The sequence below is a fragment of the Microbulbifer maximicatervae (SeqCode) genome (assembly GCF_056231245.1).
The window spans coordinates 3,156,753-3,177,020 of record NZ_CP174334.1; the positions used below are offsets into that span (position 1 = coordinate 3,156,753).

At 52.5% G+C, this 20,268-nt stretch carries 17 protein-coding genes and 6 tRNA genes; 9 read left to right on the forward strand and 14 right to left on the reverse strand.

Going from position 1 to position 20,268, the window contains the following annotated elements:
* Positions 1-4: 4 nt before the first annotated feature.
* The 10 genes from ACJJIS_RS13605 to ACJJIS_RS13650 all read right to left on the reverse strand — a co-directional run bounded on the left by ACJJIS_RS13605 (position 5) and on the right by ACJJIS_RS13650 (position 13,103).
* The gene (locus tag ACJJIS_RS13605; RefSeq protein ID WP_282933467.1) at positions 5-1,075 is read right to left on the reverse strand and encodes an AraC family transcriptional regulator; all 1,071 of its coding nucleotides are present in this window, start codon (positions 1,073-1,075) and stop codon (positions 5-7) included.
* Positions 1,076-1,078: 3 nt separating this feature from the next.
* Entirely contained in the window at positions 1,079-1,279 is a 201-nt protein-coding gene (locus ACJJIS_RS13610) for a hypothetical protein (RefSeq protein WP_282933468.1), read from the reverse strand.
* A gap of 261 nt (positions 1,280-1,540) precedes the next feature.
* On the reverse strand, positions 1,541-2,926 hold the full coding sequence (locus ACJJIS_RS13615; protein ID WP_413665142.1) for a class II fumarate hydratase: 1,386 nt from the start codon (positions 2,924-2,926) through the stop codon (positions 1,541-1,543).
* Positions 2,927-2,984: 58 nt separating this feature from the next.
* Entirely contained in the window at positions 2,985-3,431 is a 447-nt protein-coding gene (locus ACJJIS_RS13620; RefSeq protein WP_282933470.1) for a DUF4399 domain-containing protein, read from the reverse strand.
* Positions 3,432-3,683: 252 nt separating this feature from the next.
* Positions 3,684-4,118, reverse strand: a complete 435-nt coding sequence (locus ACJJIS_RS13625; protein WP_282933471.1) for a hypothetical protein — start codon at positions 4,116-4,118, stop codon at positions 3,684-3,686.
* 177 nt (positions 4,119-4,295) lie between these two features.
* Positions 4,296-6,347 carry an NAD-dependent DNA ligase LigA gene (ligA, locus tag ACJJIS_RS13630; RefSeq protein WP_475708332.1) on the reverse strand — a complete coding sequence of 684 codons (2,052 nt, stop codon included), beginning with the start codon at positions 6,345-6,347 and terminating at the stop codon, positions 4,296-4,298.
* Positions 6,348-6,498: 151 nt separating this feature from the next.
* A complete protein-coding gene (gene zipA, locus ACJJIS_RS13635) occupies positions 6,499-7,515 on the reverse strand; it encodes a cell division protein ZipA (RefSeq protein WP_475708333.1) in 1,017 nt (338 codons plus the stop codon).
* A 26-nt stretch (positions 7,516-7,541) separates the two neighbouring features.
* A complete protein-coding gene (gene smc / locus ACJJIS_RS13640; protein WP_475708334.1) occupies positions 7,542-11,045 on the reverse strand; it encodes a chromosome segregation protein SMC in 3,504 nt (1,167 codons plus the stop codon).
* 304 nt (positions 11,046-11,349) lie between these two features.
* On the reverse strand, positions 11,350-12,579 hold the full coding sequence (ccmI, locus tag ACJJIS_RS13645) for a c-type cytochrome biogenesis protein CcmI (protein WP_413665138.1): 1,230 nt from the start codon (positions 12,577-12,579) through the stop codon (positions 11,350-11,352).
* On the reverse strand, positions 12,576-13,103 hold the full coding sequence (locus ACJJIS_RS13650; protein ID WP_413665137.1) for a cytochrome c-type biogenesis protein: 528 nt from the start codon (positions 13,101-13,103) through the stop codon (positions 12,576-12,578). The genes ccmI and ACJJIS_RS13650 overlap by 4 nt, the downstream gene beginning before the upstream one ends.
* Before the next feature lie 176 nt (positions 13,104-13,279).
* Between ACJJIS_RS13650 and ACJJIS_RS13655 the strand changes: the two genes are divergently transcribed.
* From ACJJIS_RS13655 to ACJJIS_RS13680, 6 genes are all read left to right on the forward strand, one after another.
* Positions 13,280-13,355, forward strand: a tRNA-Val gene (locus ACJJIS_RS13655).
* 48 nt (positions 13,356-13,403) lie between these two features.
* Positions 13,404-13,480 (forward strand) — tRNA-Asp (locus ACJJIS_RS13660).
* Between the two features lie 396 nt (positions 13,481-13,876).
* A tRNA-Val gene (locus tag ACJJIS_RS13665) sits at positions 13,877-13,952 on the forward strand.
* A 49-nt stretch (positions 13,953-14,001) separates the two neighbouring features.
* Positions 14,002-14,078: transfer RNA gene (locus ACJJIS_RS13670), tRNA-Asp, on the forward strand.
* Positions 14,079-14,392: 314 nt separating this feature from the next.
* Positions 14,393-14,468: transfer RNA gene (locus ACJJIS_RS13675), tRNA-Val, on the forward strand.
* 48 nt (positions 14,469-14,516) lie between these two features.
* Positions 14,517-14,593: transfer RNA gene (locus tag ACJJIS_RS13680), tRNA-Asp, on the forward strand.
* Between the two features lie 70 nt (positions 14,594-14,663).
* On the opposite strand, the gene ACJJIS_RS13685 is transcribed toward ACJJIS_RS13680, so the two are convergent.
* The 3 genes from ACJJIS_RS13685 to ACJJIS_RS13695 all read right to left on the reverse strand — a co-directional run bounded on the left by ACJJIS_RS13685 (position 14,664) and on the right by ACJJIS_RS13695 (position 16,748).
* On the reverse strand, positions 14,664-15,143 hold the full coding sequence (locus tag ACJJIS_RS13685) for a GFA family protein (RefSeq protein ID WP_282933477.1): 480 nt from the start codon (positions 15,141-15,143) through the stop codon (positions 14,664-14,666).
* A gap of 142 nt (positions 15,144-15,285) precedes the next feature.
* A complete protein-coding gene (locus tag ACJJIS_RS13690; RefSeq protein ID WP_444894356.1) occupies positions 15,286-15,795 on the reverse strand; it encodes a GNAT family N-acetyltransferase in 510 nt (169 codons plus the stop codon).
* A 62-nt stretch (positions 15,796-15,857) separates the two neighbouring features.
* On the reverse strand, positions 15,858-16,748 hold the full coding sequence (locus ACJJIS_RS13695; RefSeq protein ID WP_413665134.1) for a patatin-like phospholipase family protein: 891 nt from the start codon (positions 16,746-16,748) through the stop codon (positions 15,858-15,860).
* A gap of 101 nt (positions 16,749-16,849) precedes the next feature.
* On the opposite strand from ACJJIS_RS13695, the gene ACJJIS_RS13700 reads away from it, so the two are divergent.
* The 3 genes from ACJJIS_RS13700 to ACJJIS_RS13710 all read left to right on the forward strand — a co-directional run bounded on the left by ACJJIS_RS13700 (position 16,850) and on the right by ACJJIS_RS13710 (position 18,684).
* Complete coding sequence (locus ACJJIS_RS13700) at positions 16,850-17,365, forward strand: PH domain-containing protein (RefSeq protein ID WP_282933480.1); 516 nt, start codon at positions 16,850-16,852, stop codon at positions 17,363-17,365.
* A 59-nt stretch (positions 17,366-17,424) separates the two neighbouring features.
* Positions 17,425-18,141, forward strand: coding sequence for an esterase/lipase family protein (locus ACJJIS_RS13705; protein WP_475708335.1), 717 nt, complete (start codon positions 17,425-17,427; stop codon positions 18,139-18,141).
* 84 nt (positions 18,142-18,225) lie between these two features.
* Positions 18,226-18,684: a GNAT family N-acetyltransferase gene (locus ACJJIS_RS13710; protein WP_445358685.1), complete on the forward strand. Its 459-nt coding sequence runs from the start codon at positions 18,226-18,228 to the stop codon at positions 18,682-18,684.
* A gap of 70 nt (positions 18,685-18,754) precedes the next feature.
* On the opposite strand, the gene ACJJIS_RS13715 is transcribed toward ACJJIS_RS13710, so the two are convergent.
* Positions 18,755-20,263 (reverse strand): PepSY-associated TM helix domain-containing protein, encoded by a 1,509-nt coding sequence (locus ACJJIS_RS13715; protein WP_475708336.1) that lies wholly within the window; start codon positions 20,261-20,263, stop codon positions 18,755-18,757.
* Positions 20,264-20,268 lie beyond the last annotated feature (5 nt).

The window sequence follows — 20,268 nt, forward strand, 5'->3', positions numbered from 1 at the left end:
CCAGTCAAATATCCAGGCCAGCTGCGGCGCGACCACCCCGGCGATACTCGCCTGGCGTAATTCCCGTCCATTTTTTGAAGGCGCGGAAGAAAGCACTGGATTCATCGAACCCAAGCATCTCTGCGATCTGCCCATTGGAAAGATCCGGGCAGCTGAGGTAGTGAAAAGCCGCTTCCATCCGACATTCGTCTTTGAGCTTCTGGTAGGAGGTACCCTCCTGCTGAAGGCGACGTCGCAACGTGGTGACCGACATATTGAGCCTCTCCGCCACCGCCTCAGCGGCAGGCATGGACTCACTCACGTCCCGGTTCAAAATGGTTTTCACTTTGGTCTTGATACTATTGGCACTGCCGTCGCTAATCACCAGGTGGTAAGGAGCGGTGCGAATAAAGTCCTCAACCATCTGCGGGCTTTGCACCACAGGGTATTCCAGGTAGCGGGTATCGTATTCGAGCGCATTAAACGGCTGCTCAAATAACAACTCATTGGCCTCACTCTGCGCGAGACTGCGAAACTCTTCTGGGCAAGCAAATGAAAAGTGCAGCCTGGCCAGCGGAATCTCCCGCCCTGCCAGCCAGCAATAAAACCTGTGCCAAACCGCTAAGGTTGTACGCACCACACTGGGGCTCGTGTTATTCAGCAGCTGCTCAAATTCGCCTTTGCCCAGCGAACTGATCCCGCAAATTTCAACCCGCTCGCGCCCATGGCCACCTTCTCCGAGTACCGGCTTCACCTTAAAACCTCGGCAGATTTCCATAAATTCGGCACAGAGCGTAATCGCCTGGCGTAGGGTTGCACAATTCACCACCGCCAGACACAACAAACGAAAAGACCCGGAACGGACCCTTCCACCGCTAAGCATGCCAAACCACTCATTTTGCGCCAGCCACATCACGCGCTGGTACAAGCGGCCGTACTTCACTGCTGAAAATGCGGATACGCCCTGCAATTCAGACTCATCGATATCGACAGAAGCTAAAAGCTCCTTGCGATCACACCCATGCTTGGTCGCCTCTTCGAGCAGTCGCTCGAGGTAGGCGATAGGGATGCGAATATCCTCTTCCGTTGACGCCATCTATTATTTACGCCTGCGCAACCAATTCAATAAAGCCCCGCACCCAAACGCCAGAGCAATGATGACAAGTAATATCACCAACAGAAGAATGAAATAGGTGACAACATCCTTAACGGGCAGGTCCCAGCTGTAGACTGCCGCCACTACAAAGGCGACACAGGCGAGGACACTGGTAATAAAGGAGCGGCGACTTCTTTTAGCCATGACGATCTGGATACATTGATTTTCAAAACAGGTGAGACTGCCACATTTTGTGGCGCTACCATTGTATTGTCGGCACCCAGTACCGACGCGGCGTCGAATCGTGAGGGATTGGCCGGTTCCTGTCAACGCCGCAGGAGGCACCAATGAGCAGAAGAATGCTGGAACCAGAGGATCGAGCCACGCTGTTAAGGCTTTTGCACTGGCTTATGTGCCTGACCGCCATTATATCGTTAATACTGTTGGGAATCGCCTTTTTTGCCCCTAGCTGATCAGCCCACCCTTGGCCAAATGGGCGGGATCCAACAATTCCTCAAGCGTTTCTCTATCCAGGTCCGTCATTTCAACAGCAACATCCAGCACTGGCCTACAGCTGGCATAGGCGGCCTTGGCAATCTCCGCCGCTTTCAGGTAGCCAATCACTGGGTTAAGGGAGGTCACTAAAATGGGGTTGCGGCCCAGGGTTCCCTCAATATGCGCCCGATTCACCGCGAAACTGGCAACGGCTCGATCAGCCAATAGGGTCGATGCATTCGCGAGCAGGTTAATACTTTCCAGCAGCGTACTGCCTACTAAAGGCAACATAACATTCAATTGAAAATTGCCGCTCTGTCCCGCCACGGTCACTGTGGTGTCATTACCCATCACCCGGGCACAAACCATAGTAACTGATTCAGCAATAACCGGGTTCACTTTGCCCGGCATAATGCTGCTCCCTGGCTGCAAGGCCTCCAGGGCGATTTCGGAGAGGCCAGCAAGCGGACCGCTGTTCATCCAACGCAAATCATTGGCAATTTTCATCAGGGAAACTGCCAACACCTTGAGCTGCCCGGACAATTCCACCGACGTATCCTGACTGGAAATTGCGGTAAAAAAGTTCTCTGCCGGGCGAAACTGATGAGATGTGTGGGCGCTGATTTTTTGTGCAAACAGCTCGGCAAAATCCGGGTGAGCATTGAGCCCGGTGCCAATCGCCGTTCCGCCTTGAGCCAGCTGGGCAAGCCGAGGCATTACCGCGCGAATCCTCTCCCGGCACGCCTCTATTTGTGCAGCCCAACCTCCAACTTCCTGCGCCATTGTCATAGGCACTGCATCCATCAGATGGGTGCGGCCGGTTTTTACAATACTTTCAAGTTCCGTGGACTTGTCGCACAAGCCAGTGTGCAAATGGCGCAACGCAGGCAGCAGGGTGTCGCGCACTGCAAGCAGGGCGGACACATGAATCGCGGTCGGAACCACGTCATTACTGCTCTGACTCATATTCACGTGATCATTGGGGCTGATGGTTTGATCACTGTGCTTTTCTGCCAGGTGAGCGAGCACCTCGTTAACATTCATATTTGAGCTGGTACCAGAACCTGTCTGGTAAATATCGACGGGAAAATGAGTGGCATACTCCTCATCACCGAGACTGTCGCAGGCATTGATAATGGCCTCAGCCTGGGCTTTATCCAGCAACCCCAAGTCCCGGTTGGCCTCCGCAGCAGATTTCTTTATCAGCACAATGGCGCGGATAAACTCTGCCGGCAAGCCGTGACCACTGACAGGAAAATTCTCCACGGCGCGCTGGGTTTGCGCGCCATACATCGCCTCAGTCGGCACCTGAACTTCGCCCAGGCTGTCCTTTTCAGTGCGGAATTCGCCACCCATTTCACTCTCCCCAGATGCGCTTAATGCATCGACAGAAGGTTATTTAGCCGCTGCAGCCCTACTCGACCACGACGGTAATTTTCTTGGACATCACAGGCTCTTTATGTGGCACATGCATATAGTTGCCCAGAACCAGTTGTAGCGTATGCTTGCCCGGTGGCAAGGTAACTTGAGTCTCGGTTTGCCCGCCACCAAAGTGAATGATGTTCTTACTCGCCGGCAAAGGCTTGCTCATATCCGGCATATCATCCACATCAATCAGCAGATGATGGTGGCCGGTATTCTCTTGATTGGTACCCGCCGGTGCCACACCCATACCAGACAAACCAAACTTCACCGTAAATGTCTGGGGCACCTTCTCTCCATCCTTCGGCGAGATAATATAGACCTTGGCATCTGCTGGGGCCTTACTGCTCATATCCATTTTGCTTTCGTGCTCAGACGCATGTAACAGCGGCGACAACATCAGTGCGCTGGCAAACAGCAGAGAACTGGATTTAATCATGTGTATTCCTTCCTGATAGGGCGCCCAGATCGCGCCAATTCTTATAATCTGGCTTTACAGCTTCTCGGCCGCGGCACCTTGGTACCGTTCGGCAAAGACACTTTAACAGACCAAAGTTTCAGTTCCAGAGACTATCAGGGAATATAGTTGCGGAAAGAAAAAGAGAGATAGGATTTGTGACAGGGCTGCTTATTTAAATCTGCTTTGCGGCAATTAGGCAAGAGAGGGCCCGGACCAACCGGGCCACAAAAATCAGATACTCACCCGACCCTCTTGGGTCCACTCGCAGCGAACCTGCATATCGCCGCTGCCCGGCTCGTGATAGAGGCCAGCGGATTCCCAGCTGAAAGAGTGAACGCCGGAAAGCTCAGTTTCCAAATGCACAGTTGCCGAAACCCAATACATACTCTTCAACAACTCTTCAAACTTCTGTATCCACAAATCCCACTCGTATTCTACCGCCCGATAGGAAGCGCCAAAGTGGATAACATCGGTTTGGTACTGGGATTGCTTCACCTTAATGGTGGGAATAGCAAACATATCCCGGCACAGGAATGGCCATTCGTCAGCACTGGGCAGAGCGAGCACAGCATTGCGGTTCACCCTACGCCGATCGCTGCCGCCAGCGAGGCTATTGCTGTCTTTGATACATCCGTAAACGATGGATTCCTGATCGCCCTGAAGCATTAATTCCATTCCTTACCACAGTGCCACTGGACATCAGGTACCCAGGGCAAAACAGATCTAAGGCATCAACTTTAACGGCGAAGCGACCAGAAAGCCACAAAACAAAACACGAACCTGCAAAGTGCTCAAAAGTTCGGCTATTCAGTTACTAATGGTGCCCCGCCTAAAATACCAGAACTAAATCTCAAAGCCCCTTTCGCGCAGCATATCCAGAAGCGCCTCTTCATCCATAACTGTGATACCTAGCCCCTGCGCTTTGGTCAATTTTGAGCCAGCGCCTGGCCCAGCAACCAGAGTGCCGGTCTTGGCGGAAACACTTCCTGCGACTTTCGCACCCAGCCTCTGTAAGTAGTCTTTTGCTTCACTGCGGGACAGGGTTTCCAGTTTGCCGGTGAGCACCCAGGTTTCCCCTGCCAGGGGCTGATCCTGCTCGTCACTCTCTTCCGCTTGCCAATGCACACCCGCCTGCTGCAGTGCCTCCACCTCTTCTTGGGCATGAGGTTGCTGAAAAAACTCAGCAACAAAATGAGCGACCACTGGGCCCACATCTTCAACTTCCTGCAAAGCCTCGACATCTGCCGACATTAGCGGATTCAATTCGCCAAAGTGCCGCGCCAAATTGCGCGCTGTAGCCTCACCCACTTCCCGGATACCCAGGGCATAGAGGAATTTAGGCAGCGTGGTCTCTTTACTGCGCTCCAGTGCATCGAGGAGGTTCTGGGCAGACTTTTGCCCCATTCGCTCAAGTCCCGCCACCTGCTCCAAAGTGAGGTGGTAGAGCCCGGACACCGAGTGTAACAAGTCCTCATCTACCAGCTGCTCTACCAGCTTGTCTCCCAGCCCATCAATGTCCATTGCTTTGCGCGAAGCGAAATGCTTGATGGCCTGCTTGCGCTGGGCACTACAAATCAGGCCGCCGCTACAGCGGACCACCGCCTCACCAGGCGTGGATTCCACCGGCGAGCCGCATACCGGGCAATGCGTGGGGAATTCAATAGCGTGGCCACCCGGCTTGCGCTTGCTCTCCACTACAGAAACCACCTGCGGGATAACATCTCCGGCACGGCGAATAATGACGGTATCACCCACCTGTACGCCGAGGCGCTCGATCTCATCTCGATTGTGCAGAGTTGCATTGGAAACGGTAACGCCGCCGACAAATACCGGCTGCAGGCGAGCAACCGGGGTAACCGCACCGGTGCGCCCCACCTGGAATTCAACATCCAATAATTCAGTCATTTCCTCCTGAGCAGGAAACTTATAGGCCATGGCCCAACGGGGTGCGCGGGCAACAAAACCGAGACGGCGCTGCAGGGGAATACTGTTGACCTTAAAAACAATACCGTCAATATCGTAAGCGAGGTCCTCGCGCTTCTCGCCGATTTCCCGGTAGTAGTCGATGCAGCCCTGAATATCCTTAGTGACGCGCATCTCTCGGTTTGTACGGAAGCCCCAATGTCCCAGCAGCTGCAAAGTCTCAACGTGCTTTTCCGGCAGCTCACCGCCCTCTACAAGGCCAGTGCCATACACACACAATTCCAGCGGTCTCTGCGCTGTTATGCGGGAGTCCAATTGACGCAAACTACCGGCAGCGGCATTTCTAGGATTTACGAAAAGCTTCTCGCCCGCCTCAGCCGCTTTGCGATTCAATTCGGCAAAGCCCGCTTTCGGCATATAGATTTCGCCGCGGACCTCCAATACACCCGGATACTTTTCAATACCATCTGCTTGACGCAAACGCAGAGGTACAGATCCCACGGTGCGTACATTCTGGGTGATATCCTCACCCGTCGTGCCATCCCCTCGCGTTGCCGCTCGCTCAAGTACTCCGTCGCGATATAAAAGGCTGATAGCGATACCGTCTAATTTGGGTTCACAGGCGTATTCCACTGGCCCTTTACTGTTGAGGCGCTCACACACCCGGCGGTCAAACTCCAGCAACTCTTCATCATTAAAGGCGTTATCCAAAGACAACATCGCCACCTCGTGGCGAACCTCCTGGAAAGAGGAGAGCGGCTCTGCGCCTACCCTCTGGGTGGGAGAATCCGGTGTCAGTAGCTGAGGGAATTCACTTTCCAGGTCCTGCAACTCGCGCAGGCGCCGGTCGTACTCAATATCCGGCAACTCGGGATCATCAAGCACATAGTATTGGTGATTCGCACGCTGGAGGATTTCGTGTAATTCCTGAACACGCTCGCGCACTTGAGGGGAAATAGTTTGATGAGTCATCGGCAATTCGAGTGAATAAAAATAATAGTTAGAAAATTATTTCGATTTTACATGCAAATACGGCCCGAGCTTACGGCTAATTTCCAAAATGAAAATCAGCCGGCATCCCGGGCCGCATTAAAAATGGCAACAATTATGTAGAGATTGCGAGTTAGCTTTGCGCCATCGCTAAAGTCCTGCGGCGCTGGTACTCCACAACCCGCTGACGATAATGCTCCGCCGTTTGCGCGGTAAATACACTGCGATTCTCATCCTTCAATTCGCCACCGAGCAGCTCGGCAATTTTGTATGAGGTGGAAAGCAGTTGATCGAAAGCTTTAATCGCCTCGCCTTCCACAGGTAGTGTCAGGAACAAGCTAACACCCGGCGTGGCAAATTCTTCCATCTGGGCCAGGTCGAAAACGCCGGGCACAACAATATTGGCGAGACTAAAGATAATGGCCCCATCAGCACCGCCGTGCTCATGGTAGTGAAAAATATTCATTTCACCAAAGCGCATGCCACAGGCAACCATTACCCGAAGTAAATCATTACCCTCGAAGTAATCCCCTTCTGGCGCCATTACATTAATCACCAGCACCTCACGGGTGGGAGCACCTTCACCAACACTGCCAGAGCTTGGAGACTGAGAAGATCGCTCGGCTTGAGAATCCTCATGCACAGCTTCATGCTCAGGACTGTGAGCGCTATCCATCGCATTTAGGCTTTCAGCCTCATCTAATGCAGGCTCATAGCGTTGCTCTTCACCGACCGACTCCATCAGGGTGGGGACTTGCTCTTCCAAATCGAGGATACCCTGCTCTTCCGGACTCCTCTGGGGATTGCTGCCAGCGAGCGGTTTGCGCGAGGAAATAAAGCTCTCCTGCACCTGGCGATTCACATGTAGCGCATCCTCTAGCGGACGGCGCTGAACAACGCGAGCCTGCCCGGGCAATTCGCTGTTTGCAGGCTTGGGCTCTCGCGTCTCCAGGGGTTTGCGGACCGGGGGTTCTTCTTCAGCCTTCTCTGAGACCGGATCAGCTTCATTTTTTACTTCAGATTGCATGGCCCGCGACAGATTGCGGGAGACCTTAACTGCCGCGCGCTGTCGCAAGATCGCCCGGCGTATGCCATCGACCACAACGACCAGCAGAACGACAACCAGGATTGTAACCAGCCAGTTATCCATTTTTTAGCGCCTCTCCCTTTACGCCCTTATGCAGAAGCCAGCTCGGCTGCTTCTTCCACATTCACCGACACCAGTCGGGATACACCCGGCTCGTGCATGGTAACCCCCAGCAACTGATCCGCCATCTCCATTGCGATCTTGTTGTGGGTAATATAGATGAACTGAACGTGTTCTGACATTTCTTTAACCATTCGTGCGTAACGACCAACGTTAGCATCGTCAAGGGGAGCATCCACCTCATCCAACATACAGAAAGGTGCTGGATTCAGACGGAAAATCGAGAATACCAATGCGATCGCCGTCAGCGCTTTTTCTCCACCCGAGAGCAGATGGATTGTGCTGTTGCGCTTGCCCGGCGGGCGGGCCATGATCGCGATACCAGTATCGAGCAGATCTTCACCGGTAAGTTCCAGATAGGCATTACCACCACCGAAAACTTTCGGGAAGAGTTCCTGCAGGCCCGCATTTACCTGATCAAAAGTTTCCTTGAAGCGGGTTCTCGTTTCCTTGTCGATTTTCTTAATTGCATTTTCCAGGGTCTCCAGCGCTTCCATCAGATCCCCATGCTGGCGATCCAGGTAGTTCTTGCGCTCAGACTCCTGCTTGTATTCATCGATAGCGGCGAGGTTAATCGGCCCGAGACGCGAGATACGCGCAGCTACCAATTCCAAATCTTCCTGTACCTGTTTAATCGTCAGATCGCCAGGTAACTGTTCGAGCAGCTGATCGATATCGTGCTCGCTCTCGCGCAGCTGCTCTACCAATCCGTTTCGTTGCACTTCCAGAGTCTGCGCAGCGAGACGCTCCTGCTCAAGCTGGACGCGCACTCCCTGAAGAGCCGCCTCCACTTTGTGGCGCTCCTGTTCCTGCTCACGCAGGCCGGTCTCAACCTCTTCCAGCTTTTTGCGCGCATCGGCGAGTTCCGTTTCCACCTCAATACGCTCGCCGAGTTTTTCTTCCAACTCAGCCTGAAAATCCTGGGAGGGGTCCTGGGTCTCCTCCATTTGCTCCTGCAATTGCTGACGACGACTGCGCAACCTTTCCAGCTGCTCGCTCATCACCTGCAAAGTGCGCTCGAGAGACACCATCTGGGTGCGCACTGACTGCTCGCGCATAGCCAGTTCATGGGCGCGATCCTTGTCCTCCCGCGCACGCTGGCGCACGGCATCCAAAGCTTCGCGCAATTCCTCCCGGCGTGCCATTAGCGTTTCACGACGATCGGTATCATCACTCATCGCCTCGACAGCTTCCTGCAGCATTAGACGAGCTTCCGACAGGGACTCCCCTTCCAACTCCTGCTGCTCACGCACCTCACCGATTTCCTGCTCAATTCGGATACGGCGCTCATTCATCTGCTCCGCACGCGCCCGTCGGGCGGACAACTGGCTGCGCAGCTCTGCCTCGCGACGCCCGAGCTGGTCGGACTCATTGCGAGCTTGTTCGATGGAGCGCTCGAGATCGACCGTTTGCGTGCGCAGGGACTCGCGTCGCTCGGCAATACTCTCTATCTGCTCCTCACACAGGGCCAACTCCTGCCCCAGGGTTTCAAGATCCTGCTTGCGCGCCAGGACCCCGGCCTCTGCATCACTGGCGCGATTCACTCGCAACCAGTTGGGGCCGAGCCAGAGCCCATCGCGAGTCACAATAGACTCATGAGCTCGCAAACTCGCGCGCCTGGACAGCGCCTCAGTCAAATCCTCTGCGGTATAAATTCCCGCCAAGATGCCGGAGAGAGAGGCCGGCCCCTGAACCATATCCTGCAGCGAAGGAAGTGCTCCCTTCGCACTGCTATTTACAGCACTGTTATCGATCAGAACCGCTTGACCGCTTTCCAGTGCCGCCAATCCTTCAGCCACGGACTCGAGCTGCTCGACACATACCGCCTGCAATTGGGGACCGAGGATAGTTTCAACTGCGGTTTCCCAGCCGGGCTGGGCTTTAATCTGGTCGGCGAGCCGGGGCTTGTCAGCCAGGGCTTGCTGCTGCAGCCAATTCTCAACTGCCTTGCCTTGCCCTAAAGCAGCTTGTTGCAAGGCTTCCAGAGACGCCTGACGGCCTCGCCCGGTTTGCAGCTGCAAGCGTAACTGATCGAGTTCGGTAGCCAGCTCCCGCTCCTGCACACGGAGACTATCCAGAGACTCGCGACGCTCTGCCGCTTCCTCGCGGCGCTCTTCAGCCTGCATTTCCAGCTCGGCCATCTGCTCGTTCAGCTGCAGTGTCTCTTCATCGTCGTCAGAGACCTGGAGGCCGGACTGCTCCGCCAATAGCTTGTTGACCCGCTCCAGCAGCCGCTGGCCAGAAGTTTCCAAGTGCTGGATGCGGGATTGCTGTACCTCAGCTTTCTGACGGGAGCCAGAGGCACCCTGGTTAAACTGGTCCCACTCGTTCTGCCAATTGCGCATCTGCTCTTCAGATTCGAGCAGTGCCGCAGCAGACTCCTCTTCTGCTGCCAAAACCATCTCCAGGTCCGGCAGAATAATCTCAAGCTCCTCCTCAAACTGGGCCGCTTTTTCGCGATCCACTTCGAGATTGGTCTCCGCCTCGCGATATTCTTGTTCGGTTTGCGCCAAATCGGAATGCAGGCGAGTAGAGCGCTCACGAGCGTGGGCAATGCTCTGCTCCAAGCGGGCGATATCTCCACCGACGGCGTAAAAGCGTCCCTGGACTTCGTTAAAGCTATCAGACAGCTCGTGGTACCCCACGCGCTTTTGCTCAATGCCTGTGTCACAGGTGACCTGGCGGGTAACCAGCTCTTCAACGGTGAGTTCAAGCTCACCTATTTGTTGCTGCTTGGCCTTGGATTGGTCATCCAGTTCGCGGTATTTGAGCGCCTGAAGATTAGCCTTGTGGCTGCGCTCTTCCTCTTTAAATCGGCTGTATTTTTCCGCTGCTGCGGACTGTCGCTCCAGTCGGGACAACTGGCGATCCAGCTCATCGCGGATATCCGTGAGGCGCTCAAGGTTTTCAGAGGTCCGTCTCATCCGGTTTTCGGTGTCCCGGCGGCGCTCCTTGTATTTGGAGATACCGGCGGCCTCTTCGATATAGACGCGCAGCTCTTCGGGCTTGGCTTCGATCAACTTGGAGATCATGCCCTGCTCAATAATGGCGTAGCTGCGTGGGCCAAGGCCGGTACCCAAGAAGAGATCGGTTACATCGCGGCGGCGGCACTTCTCGCCATTCAGGTAATAGGTGTTCTGTGCTTCCCGGGTTACCTTGCGCTTGACGGAAATCTCCGAGAAAGACGCATAGGCTCCAGAAAGCTTGCCCTCAGAGTTATCAAATACCAACTCAATCGAGGCCTGCCCCACGGGCTTACGGCCACTGGAGCCATTGAAGATAACATCCGTCATCGAATCGCCGCGCAGGTTCTTTGCGGAGGATTCCCCCATAACCCAGCGCACCGCATCGATGGTGTTGGATTTACCACAGCCATTGGGACCCACCACCGAGTTGAGGTTTGTCGGAAAATAGACAGTGGTAGGGTCAACAAAAGACTTGAAGCCCGCTAGCTTGATGCACTTCAGACGCATGTATTTATAAACTCGATATTTTTCTCTGCCGGGCGGGACACCAAACCTTTAATATTACTTGGTGTCGCCAGAGCATTCAGCGCTATTCTTCACAGTAATGTTCAGTCGGGATTATCAATCCGACCAAGCAGCGGTCAAGTCAAACATGACGATCGCTACCAAATGCCAACTTGCCCCAATAGAACTCATCAATATCGGGGCAATGTGAGCTTGAGGCCAATTAGACGCAAGAATGCCATCCGGCCGCAAATAAAAATGAGGCCACAGCTTACACTGTGACCTCATTTTCGACAGTCACAGCCAGTTACAGCTGACTATCGATGGCTATTGACTGAGTTTCACTCCAGCGGGATTTAGGCAACTCGCTAATCATTCCCTGCCAATCCCCCGGGGCCGGACGCGCATCTCCCTTAATGGCCAGTCGCGCTACCAACTGCACAGAGTCGACAGTGGCGATGGAGCTTCCAGGCATCATTGCTCGGGACTCATCCAGCACAACCTCTGCCGGTAACTGCCCAGCCGTGAGGCGCACGATAGCCAGAGGCATCGGGCTCGCAGCACTGCGTGCATAGATAAATACCGGGGTAGATTCTGGGGCTTCAACTCCCTCCCCCAAACTGACCTGAACTCGAATCTGCGGGCCTTTCTCTTTCGTTTCTACCTTTGCCTGCACCGCTACAGCCTCACCGCTGTCTGCCAAAGCGCTTTCGGCCCTGGCAACGCCAGCCTGAAGCGCCTCTGCTGCTGCAGATCCTGGGGGAAGCTGGCTAAGTGCTAGCTGCCAATGCTGGCGAGCCTTGCGGTAGTCCCCATCTTCAAAAGCGGCAATACCCGCCAAGCCCAGCACAGTGCCATTGGATGGCTGCACCTGTAACACCTGCTTGATCAAGGAGCGGATTTCATCGGTAATCTTGGAACCGCCAGCAAAAAATAGCGCTTGTGCCAGCTCAGCCTTAACGTTGGCCGCCTGTGGCTCGCGAGCCACAACATAGCGATAGGAATCTACCGCCCCAGCCAAATCGCCACTCACCAGTAGCCGCTGCGCCAATATATAGCGACTACTAAGATCATCTGGATGAGTTTTAGCCCGCTCCTGCAACTGACGGGTGATTTTTGCCTCTTCCTCCGAAGAGGTGTGCCCACCTTGGCTCGCCACCATATCGCGATACAAAGCTACTTCGGACGGTCGGTCGGAAAACCCGTAGGCAGCTGCTGCAATTGCAGGCACCAAAACCGCCAGGCCGATTAGCAATCGGCCGCCACCCTGCCTGGCTTCACCAGATTGACTTTCCTGCTGAGCCGCCAGCAGTTCCCGCGCGAGATCTGCCTCCAGCTGGGCAAACTGCTTTTCATCCATCGCACCGCTCTGCACCGCAGCGCGAAGTTCTTTACTGCGCTCCCGGTAGAGCGCTGCCATAGCCTCTCGCTTGCTACTACCGCTGCGACGTCTGCCTGCAGCTCTCAAAGCAGGAATCAGAAATACAAAAGCTACCAACAGTAGCAATAGGGCTACACCAAACCAGATATCAATCATTTACCTTCCTTCCCGCTATCACCTTCATCTACAGCTCCTTCTCCCAACAACTGCTTTAATCGACGCCGCTCATCATCAGTGAGTTCCCCACTGCCGTCATCTTGGCGAGCCCCGGTACCACTTTTTGAGCGCATCACGATCACAATCAAGGCCAGAAGCCCGAAAACGGCAAAAACTCCCGGAGCCAACCACAGGATCAAGGTATTTTTCTGAACAGGTGGGCGGTAGAGCACAAAATCCCCATAGCGGGCCACCATGTAGTCAACGATTTCCTGGTCCGTAAATCCTTCCTCCAGCAAACGGCGGATTTCACGACGCAAGTCCGAGGAAATAGACGCATCGGAGTCTGCCAGGTTCTGGTTTTGACATTTGGGGCAGCGCATCTCTTCAATAAGCACGCGATACCTTGCATCCAGCTCGGGAGAGGACAATTTTTGTGTCTCCACTACCGCATGTGCAGCGATGGACAGGCAAAACATACCGAATGCCAGTACAAGTTGGGCCAGCCAGGTCTTCTGTGTCACAGCTTTTCTCACGCTCTAACTAACGGGAATTGGGGCGATTATAACAGTGTCACCCCCCGGCGGACACGCCCACGAATTCACACAAAAGCGCGTTAACTCATTGAAAGACAAAAAAAAATTCAAAAAAGGCGTTGACGCCACGAAGAATATCATTAAGATACGCAGCTCCTGACACGGGGTGGTTAGCTCAGTTGGGAGAGCGACGGCCTTACAAGCCGTAGGTCACAGGTTCGACCCCTGTACCACCCACCACTTCTCTTACTCTTGCCCGGCAAGAGCAACCAAGAGAAGCAGGAATGCGGACCGGTAGTTCAGTTGGTTAGAATGCCGGCCTGTCACGCCGGAGGTCGCGGGTTCGAGTCCCGTCCGGTCCGCCATATACAAAAAAGCCCTGCTCGCAAGAGCGGGGCTTTTTTGTTTGTGCCTCATATCTTTTCATTTTTCTCATATTTTATTTTCAGTTGCTTACGCTGGAAATTTGAAAGAGCCACAAAAAAATAACCAAATCTCAGCGTAAAAAAATAGTGCGAGCCCCGTGCTGGCAAAATTTTTCTGCAACAATTTTCTCTAGCCTGAATTTTTATTTTCTGAATTTCTACGCAGCTGATTTTGATCGATAAAAACAGCTTAAAGAACCCTCAAAAAATCCTCTAATTAATTAATTTTTAAACAATTTTTGGATGTTTTTTATTCTTAAAAAAATTTTTAAAAATCTCCCAACAAAATTGTTGACCGCAAAAAAAATATCATTAAGATACGCAACTCCTGACACGGGGTGGTTAGCTCAGTTGGGAGAGCGACGGCCTTACAAGCCGTAGGTCACAGGTTCGACCCCTGTACCACCCACCACTTCTCTTACTCTTGCCCGGCAAGAGCAACCAAAGAGAAGCAGGAATGCGGACCGGTAGTTCAGTTGGTTAGAATGCCGGCCTGTCACGCCGGAGGTCGCGGGTTCGAGTCCCGTCCGGTCCGCCATATACAAAAAAGCCCTGCTCGCAAGAGCGGGGCTTTTTTGTATATGAAAAATTCAAAACCACTTTTCAATACACAACCACCTCCCCACTCCCCACCACAAACTGTGCAGACCGACTAACAAAATTAATAGAAAACCGGGGCAATGAAAGTAGCACCCTGTTTTATTACCAAATATTGCCAATAGACGAGCAGCAATTTCTTCAAATACACACCCGCTTCTCACACTTAAAGCCAGACGCAAACTTTTTTAGAAAAACTTCCCTAAGTTGTTGACCTAAGTAAAAAAATCATTATGATACGCAGCTCCTGACACGGGGTGGTTAGCTCAGTTGGGAGAGCGACGGCCTTACAAGCCGTAGGTCACAGGTTCGACCCCTGTACCACCCACCACTTCTCTTACTCTTGCCCGGCAAGAGCAACCAAGAGAAGCAGGAATGCGGACCGGTAGTTCAGTTGGTTAGAATGCCGGCCTGTCACGCCGGAGGTCGCGGGTTCGAGTCCCGTCCGGTCCGCCATATACAAAAAAGCCCTGCTCGCAAGAGCGGGGCTTTTTTGTATGCGCTAATTAGAAAAGAGTTTGGTTTTTTAAACTTCAGCTGAAGCCGCCTGGCTCTCCTCCCATTCCCCATCCACTGCTTCTTCGCCGCCATGCAATAGATGCATCAATCGCTCCAGCTCCGGCATTTCGTTAAAGCACTCCGCCTCACCAGAAATTTCATCCCAGGATGCTTTGGATTCAGTGCAAAGATGGGCCACGACCTTCCCATCGATATCCCCCTCCAGCAATCCAGCAGGCACCCAGAAGTGCGTTGTATTACTCATTAAGTGAGGAACTGTACTTCCGCATCCACCGCAAAAGTCAGATCGATAGCCCGTAGGAGTCCGGAATGAAGAGATTCTGTCTAAGCCCCGCACCCAGCGAAACTGATCCCGGCTAATAAACATGGCAGTATCCGAGGCGGAACCACTCAATTTGCGGCAGAGTGAGCAATGGCATTGGTAAAGGTTTGGAATTGGCTCTTCCAGTTGGAACTCAACCCCACCGCATAGGCACTTCCCATTCATCCCTTTCTCCTTCCGCAAAACTGTTATTCGAAGTCGTCCATGAAATCGCAATAGGTTAGCAACAATATCTCAGTCCTACCCAAGACTCCTATAGACACACAGTGAAGTAAATGCCATTTGGCGCCTCATTCAACGAACATCATTAAATATCCAAGGATCTGGGGTTTAGCTTCGCCGTGAGGATATGATCCTCCCAACATCCATTGATCTTCAGGTATTTTGCCGCCCTACCCTCGACAACGAAGCCCAATGCCTCCAGCAGAGCTGCCGACCTATCGTTACCAGGCATGTAGTTAGCCATCACCCTATTCAAATTTAGGGTGTCAAAAGCATAATCAACGACATGTCGACACAAGCTCCCCATTAAGCCCCGCCCCTCGTGGGACTGGTCAACTGCATATCCCATATTACAGGCCTGAAATGGGCCTCGGATGATATTCGTCAAAGAGCAAACACCCAGTAACTGATCACACCCGGACTCTAATGCAGCAAACTTTAAAATTCCTCCAGAGCTTATGCGTCGAATCCAGGACCCGGAACTGTGAAAACCGGGCTCGCGAATGGGCTCCCAGCGCTTCAGGTGCTCTTCATTAGATAGATAAAAAGCAGATATGGCGGGCGCATCTGTCACTCCGAGCAAACGTATTTCCACCAGTCGATTACCTCACCATTCACATTCTGATTAAGCTCAATCAACCCACTTTACCGGCACCACTATTCAATTGACGGCAAAGAGTCCCGCTGACCGGGAAGCTCACGAAGAAATTCCCAACCCCGGGTCCTGCCGCTCTCATAACCTTCCTCAAGCAACTCTGCTTCTTGAGTAAAACGCTTAACCGGGAAATTGTCTGGAGGCGCAATAACCGAAACCTGGCATCCCTCTGGAGGCACCTCGATAAACTCCAGAGCCCGATTATATTTCTCCCCCCTCTCCAGCACGGCCTCAAATAGCCGGGCATGATCACGGAAAAACTGTTTGATAAATTTTGGAGCAGGCCCCTTAATTTTCCGATACCCCAGAGGGCGCGAAAGAATAACAGTTATATTCCTAGCCCCCTGCTGATAGGCCTGAATAATCGGTATCGAATCAGCCAGACCGCCATCGGTCATAGGCTCCCCATCCACTTCAGGAAACCCCCGGTAAGCAACCGGAATGGCACAAGAGGCCGGGAAAACCTCGTGCATATTTTCTGGAGTTACTTTCAGGTATCTAGCCTCCCCCGTGTTGATACTGGTAGTCACGGCATAAAGCGGTATTCCATTCTCAACATAACTATCGACACTGAGCGGAATATCCTGATATGACGCATGCCACAACCAGCCAATATCACAAAAATGACCGCCTCGGAGATAGCGGCGCCAGTCGATGAAGTCTGCCCGCCGGGCATGGTCCATTAGTATTTGCCGACTTCGCCCATGATTTCCCGCCAGATAACCAATCAAGTTGGTGGAGCCTGCGGATACACCGATCGCAAAATCAAATGGCCGATAGCCCGCCTCCAAAAATGCATCCAATACGCCTGCAGCGAAAATCCCCCGCATAGCACCCCCTTCAACCACAAGGGCTGACTGGGAATTCTCGTTAATCAAAATACAGTCTTCCATAGCGAGCAACCGTTAAAACCAAACCATCTCTACCTTTGCCAAGCAGATTCCAATAGCACTATGATTGAGGCATTCAGGTAATCCGTTGAGTTAAACCAAGTATGCCAACAATCGCGTTTAAAGCGCCGTGGAGCCGCCAGCTCCAAATTATCAGTGCCATATGCACATTACTCCTACTGGGACTGCCGCTCTTTCTGGCATCGAGAGCACCAGCTGCTCCATCTACCCTCTATAGCATTGCCATAGCACTTCCGCCTGCAATACTGGCTCTCAGCGCCTTCTTTGCCATCCGTGGTTACGCCATCAAAAATGGCAACCTCTTGATATTGCGCCCGGGCTGGAAAACCACCATCTCCTTGGAGGGGCTATCTGAAGCATTCCCCGACTCAACCGCCATGCAAGGATCAGTCCGCATCTTTGGCAACTCCGGCTTATTTGGCTATATAGGCCTGTTTCAAAACCAAAAATTGGGGCGCTATCGTGCATTTGCTACCGATCAGCAAAAATCTGTCGTACTGCGTCTGGCTACACAAACTATCGTGATCACCCCCGATAAACCGGAGCGGGCAGCGGACATTCTCCGCCAACACTGCCAACTTCAACCCAATCCAAATTAATTGCTCCGACAACAACGCCACACGAATAGGCACGAGAAGTCGACAGGAAGTTCAAACCGATGAAAAAGTTCGCTTTTATAATTGCCGCCGCATTTACGCTGCTATCAGCAAGTGCTCACTCCGCTTGTGTGATTTTATTGCATGGACTAGCCAAATCAGATAGCTCAATGGAGAAACTGGCAAAGGCCATAGATGCCGAAGGTTTCCAAACGGTCAATATTGATTACCCTTCGACCAAGCACTCCATTGAAACCTTGGCCAGCATGGCCATAGCGCCTGCTGTCGAGGAGTGCGGTAACGCGGAAGAAATCAATTTTGTCACTCACTCCATGGGCGGCATTCTGGTAAGGCAATATCTACATTCAGCTGAAATCAAAAACCTGAATCGCGTTGTCATGTTGGGCCCACCCAATAAAGGCAGCGAAGTAGTTGATAAACTGGGAACATTCCCCGGTTTCAAGTTTATGTTTGGCGATGCTGGGCTGCAGTTGGGTACCGGCGAGATGAGCGTCCCCAACAAGCTCGGTAGTGCAGATTTTGATGTAGGTATTATTGCCGGCACTCGCAGCATCAACTTGATCCTGTCCCGCCTTATCCCAGAAACCGATGATGGTAAAGTCTCCGTATCCAGCACAAAACTGGATGGCATGAATGATCATCTGCAAATGCCAGTGACCCATGTGTTTATGATGAAAGATAAAAAAGTTATCTCGCAAGTTATCCATTACCTTAAGCATGGATTCTTTCATAGAGCCGGCAATCAGGCATCCAATTAAAATTAATCGATCTTATAAATAATCTATACCTTTTAACTCCAATCACAATACAAAATTAGTGACAATAATTTGGAATTCACCTTTATGCAGTGGCAATGGTGCAGCTTTAAAGAGCTTACGCTCAGTCAACTTTACGAAGTTTTGCGAGTAAGGCAGGAAGTTTTTACGGTAGAACAAGATTGCCCCTATCAGGATGCCGATGGCAAAGACCAACACTCCTGGCACCTGATCTGCTGGGAGGGAGACGAAAATAACCCGCAGGTTATGGCCTACCTGAGAGTTGTTTTCCCAGGTCTTAAATACCGGGAACCTTCGATAGGAAGAGTATTAACCGCAGAAGCCAGTCGCGGAACAGGCCTGGGCAAGGAGCTGATTCGCCGAGCCGTAATGCACACATGCGAAGAATACCCCAACACTGGTATTCGCATTTCAGCTCAACAACATTTGGATAGATTTTACGGGGAATTTGGCTTTGAGCAGGTGTCTGAGCCATATCAGGAAGACGGCATCCCGCATATCGAGATGTTACGCCCTGCCAATTAATTGAAAGGGACCTTGTAAGTCCGATAGAAGTTTTGGGGGCCCTGCAGAGGCACTGCGGGACCCCAAAAATCTAGTTGCTACCCAGTGGATTGGCACCGGCGGATACAGGCTCGCTATCCGACTGACGCGCCCTGCTATAAAGGCAAGAGGCCGCGATTCCAGCAGCAATTAGCAACCACACAACATTAACGACCAGTGATGCTCTCACAAAGGAATCCTCACCAAACTGAGCAACGTGCACTACAACTGCACCGACGCAAGCGATAATTGTGGCAATACGCAGAGACATAGACCACTTGGTCACTGTCCCCATGAAGGCAGCCGCAACGCTTAACACCAAGGTCACCAGCCAGAACACCTGCGCAGCATTTAGCTTAAATGCCAGATAAGTCACCGCACTCAGAGCAATCGCAAATGGTACACCCCATACCTGAGCCATCCAGACTCGCTCCAAACGTACGGCGGGATTGCCGCGCTGACGCTTGCGAACAAACCAGATATTGATACCGGATACCACCAGCAAACACATCCCCACCCCCAGCAGGAAGTAAGCAACTTTCACTGGGAAACCGGAAAAGTGGCCAAAGTGTAAACGGTACGTAGAAAGGTAAACTTGTTTAGCCGCGTCCCCCTCAGACCAACCTTCTTTTTCAATCAGGCTGCCATCGGGATTAAAGTGGTAACGCTCACCCCAGACCAACCGCTCTGGAACCCGGGTCCACACCTCAACAACCTGGCCTTCACGTCCAGGAAATGCCACTTCTAAACGAGTGCGCTCTTCTTCCGGTGCAATACGATCCATTGTTGCCAGAATTGCAGCATAATCCGGATAATCAACTTCAGGGGCGTTTTCCTCCATCACCGGATGATCCGCGTAAAGCATGTGCTCTACCTTTTCCGTATCACCCTCAAAGAATACGCCGGCAATTGCAAAAGCGGCTACCTGGGACAACCCGATAAAAGCCCCGGTAATGGCTATGGCAAGATGAAAGGGAGAGGCCCAAACCCCCAGGCGATTGTGCAAATCCACTTGCTGAAGACGCTTAGAGCCAGAAAGGCGGAAAGAGAAAGCGTCTTTAATAATTTTGGGATGGGCCAGCAAACCGGAGACGATCAGAGCGGACATCACCATCCCGATCAAACCAACCAGGATGACCCCATAACCAACAGGAAGGTTGAGCGCGTAGTGCAGGTAGGCCAGGAAGTGGGTCCACTCATGCTCCACCTTGCCCAAAAGGGAACCATCTTCAGCGACATATCGCTCCATATCGCCGACTTCAACCATCAATCTGGGCTTATCCTGATTAGGGATGGTGAAGGTAATTGAATCGAGATCCTCTTTTTCCTGCTTAGCTAACGCAATAGCATTTTCTGTAGCCGTCCGATACACAGAGGCTTCAACATTGAGGTTCTCCAACTCGGAGGCCTGCTCCCAGCGTTCGAACTCATTGTAAAAAACCGCCAGTGTTCCGCTGACACAAACAATGTATAAAAGAGTGGATACCGCCAGGCCGAGAACTGAGTGTCCATCGGTCATATCACGGACAAAGCCAGGGGTCGGTTTAAAGGAAAATTTCACGTTAA

Bases quoted from the DNA above. Each gene is read 5' to 3' on its own strand.
- ACJJIS_RS13700 (WP_282933480.1), top strand. From the start codon at position 16,850: ATGCCAACAATCGCGTTTAAAGCGCCGTGGAGCCGCCAGCTCCAAATT.
- ACJJIS_RS13705 (WP_475708335.1), top strand. From the start codon at position 17,425: ATGAAAAAGTTCGCTTTTATAATTGCCGCCGCATTTACGCTGCTATCA.
- ACJJIS_RS13710 (WP_445358685.1), top strand. From the start codon at position 18,226: ATGCAGTGGCAATGGTGCAGCTTTAAAGAGCTTACGCTCAGTCAACTT.
- ACJJIS_RS13615 (WP_413665142.1), bottom strand. From the start codon at position 2,926: ATGGGTGGCGAATTCCGCACTGAAAAGGACAGCCTGGGCGAAGTTCAG.
- ACJJIS_RS13620 (WP_282933470.1), bottom strand. From the start codon at position 3,431: ATGATTAAATCCAGTTCTCTGCTGTTTGCCAGCGCACTGATGTTGTCG.
- smc (WP_475708334.1), bottom strand. From the start codon at position 11,045: ATGCGTCTGAAGTGCATCAAGCTAGCGGGCTTCAAGTCTTTTGTTGAC.
- ccmI (WP_413665138.1), bottom strand. From the start codon at position 12,579: ATGATTGATATCTGGTTTGGTGTAGCCCTATTGCTACTGTTGGTAGCT.
- ligA (WP_475708332.1), bottom strand. From the start codon at position 6,347: ATGACTCATCAAACTATTTCCCCTCAAGTGCGCGAGCGTGTTCAGGAA.
- ACJJIS_RS13625 (WP_282933471.1), bottom strand. From the start codon at position 4,118: ATGCTTCAGGGCGATCAGGAATCCATCGTTTACGGATGTATCAAAGAC.
- ACJJIS_RS13605 (WP_282933467.1), bottom strand. From the start codon at position 1,075: ATGGCGTCAACGGAAGAGGATATTCGCATCCCTATCGCCTACCTCGAG.
- ACJJIS_RS13685 (WP_282933477.1), bottom strand. From the start codon at position 15,143: ATGAATGGGAAGTGCCTATGCGGTGGGGTTGAGTTCCAACTGGAAGAG.
- ACJJIS_RS13695 (WP_413665134.1), bottom strand. From the start codon at position 16,748: ATGGAAGACTGTATTTTGATTAACGAGAATTCCCAGTCAGCCCTTGTG.
- ACJJIS_RS13610 (WP_282933468.1), bottom strand. From the start codon at position 1,279: ATGGCTAAAAGAAGTCGCCGCTCCTTTATTACCAGTGTCCTCGCCTGT.
- zipA (WP_475708333.1), bottom strand. From the start codon at position 7,515: ATGGATAACTGGCTGGTTACAATCCTGGTTGTCGTTCTGCTGGTCGTT.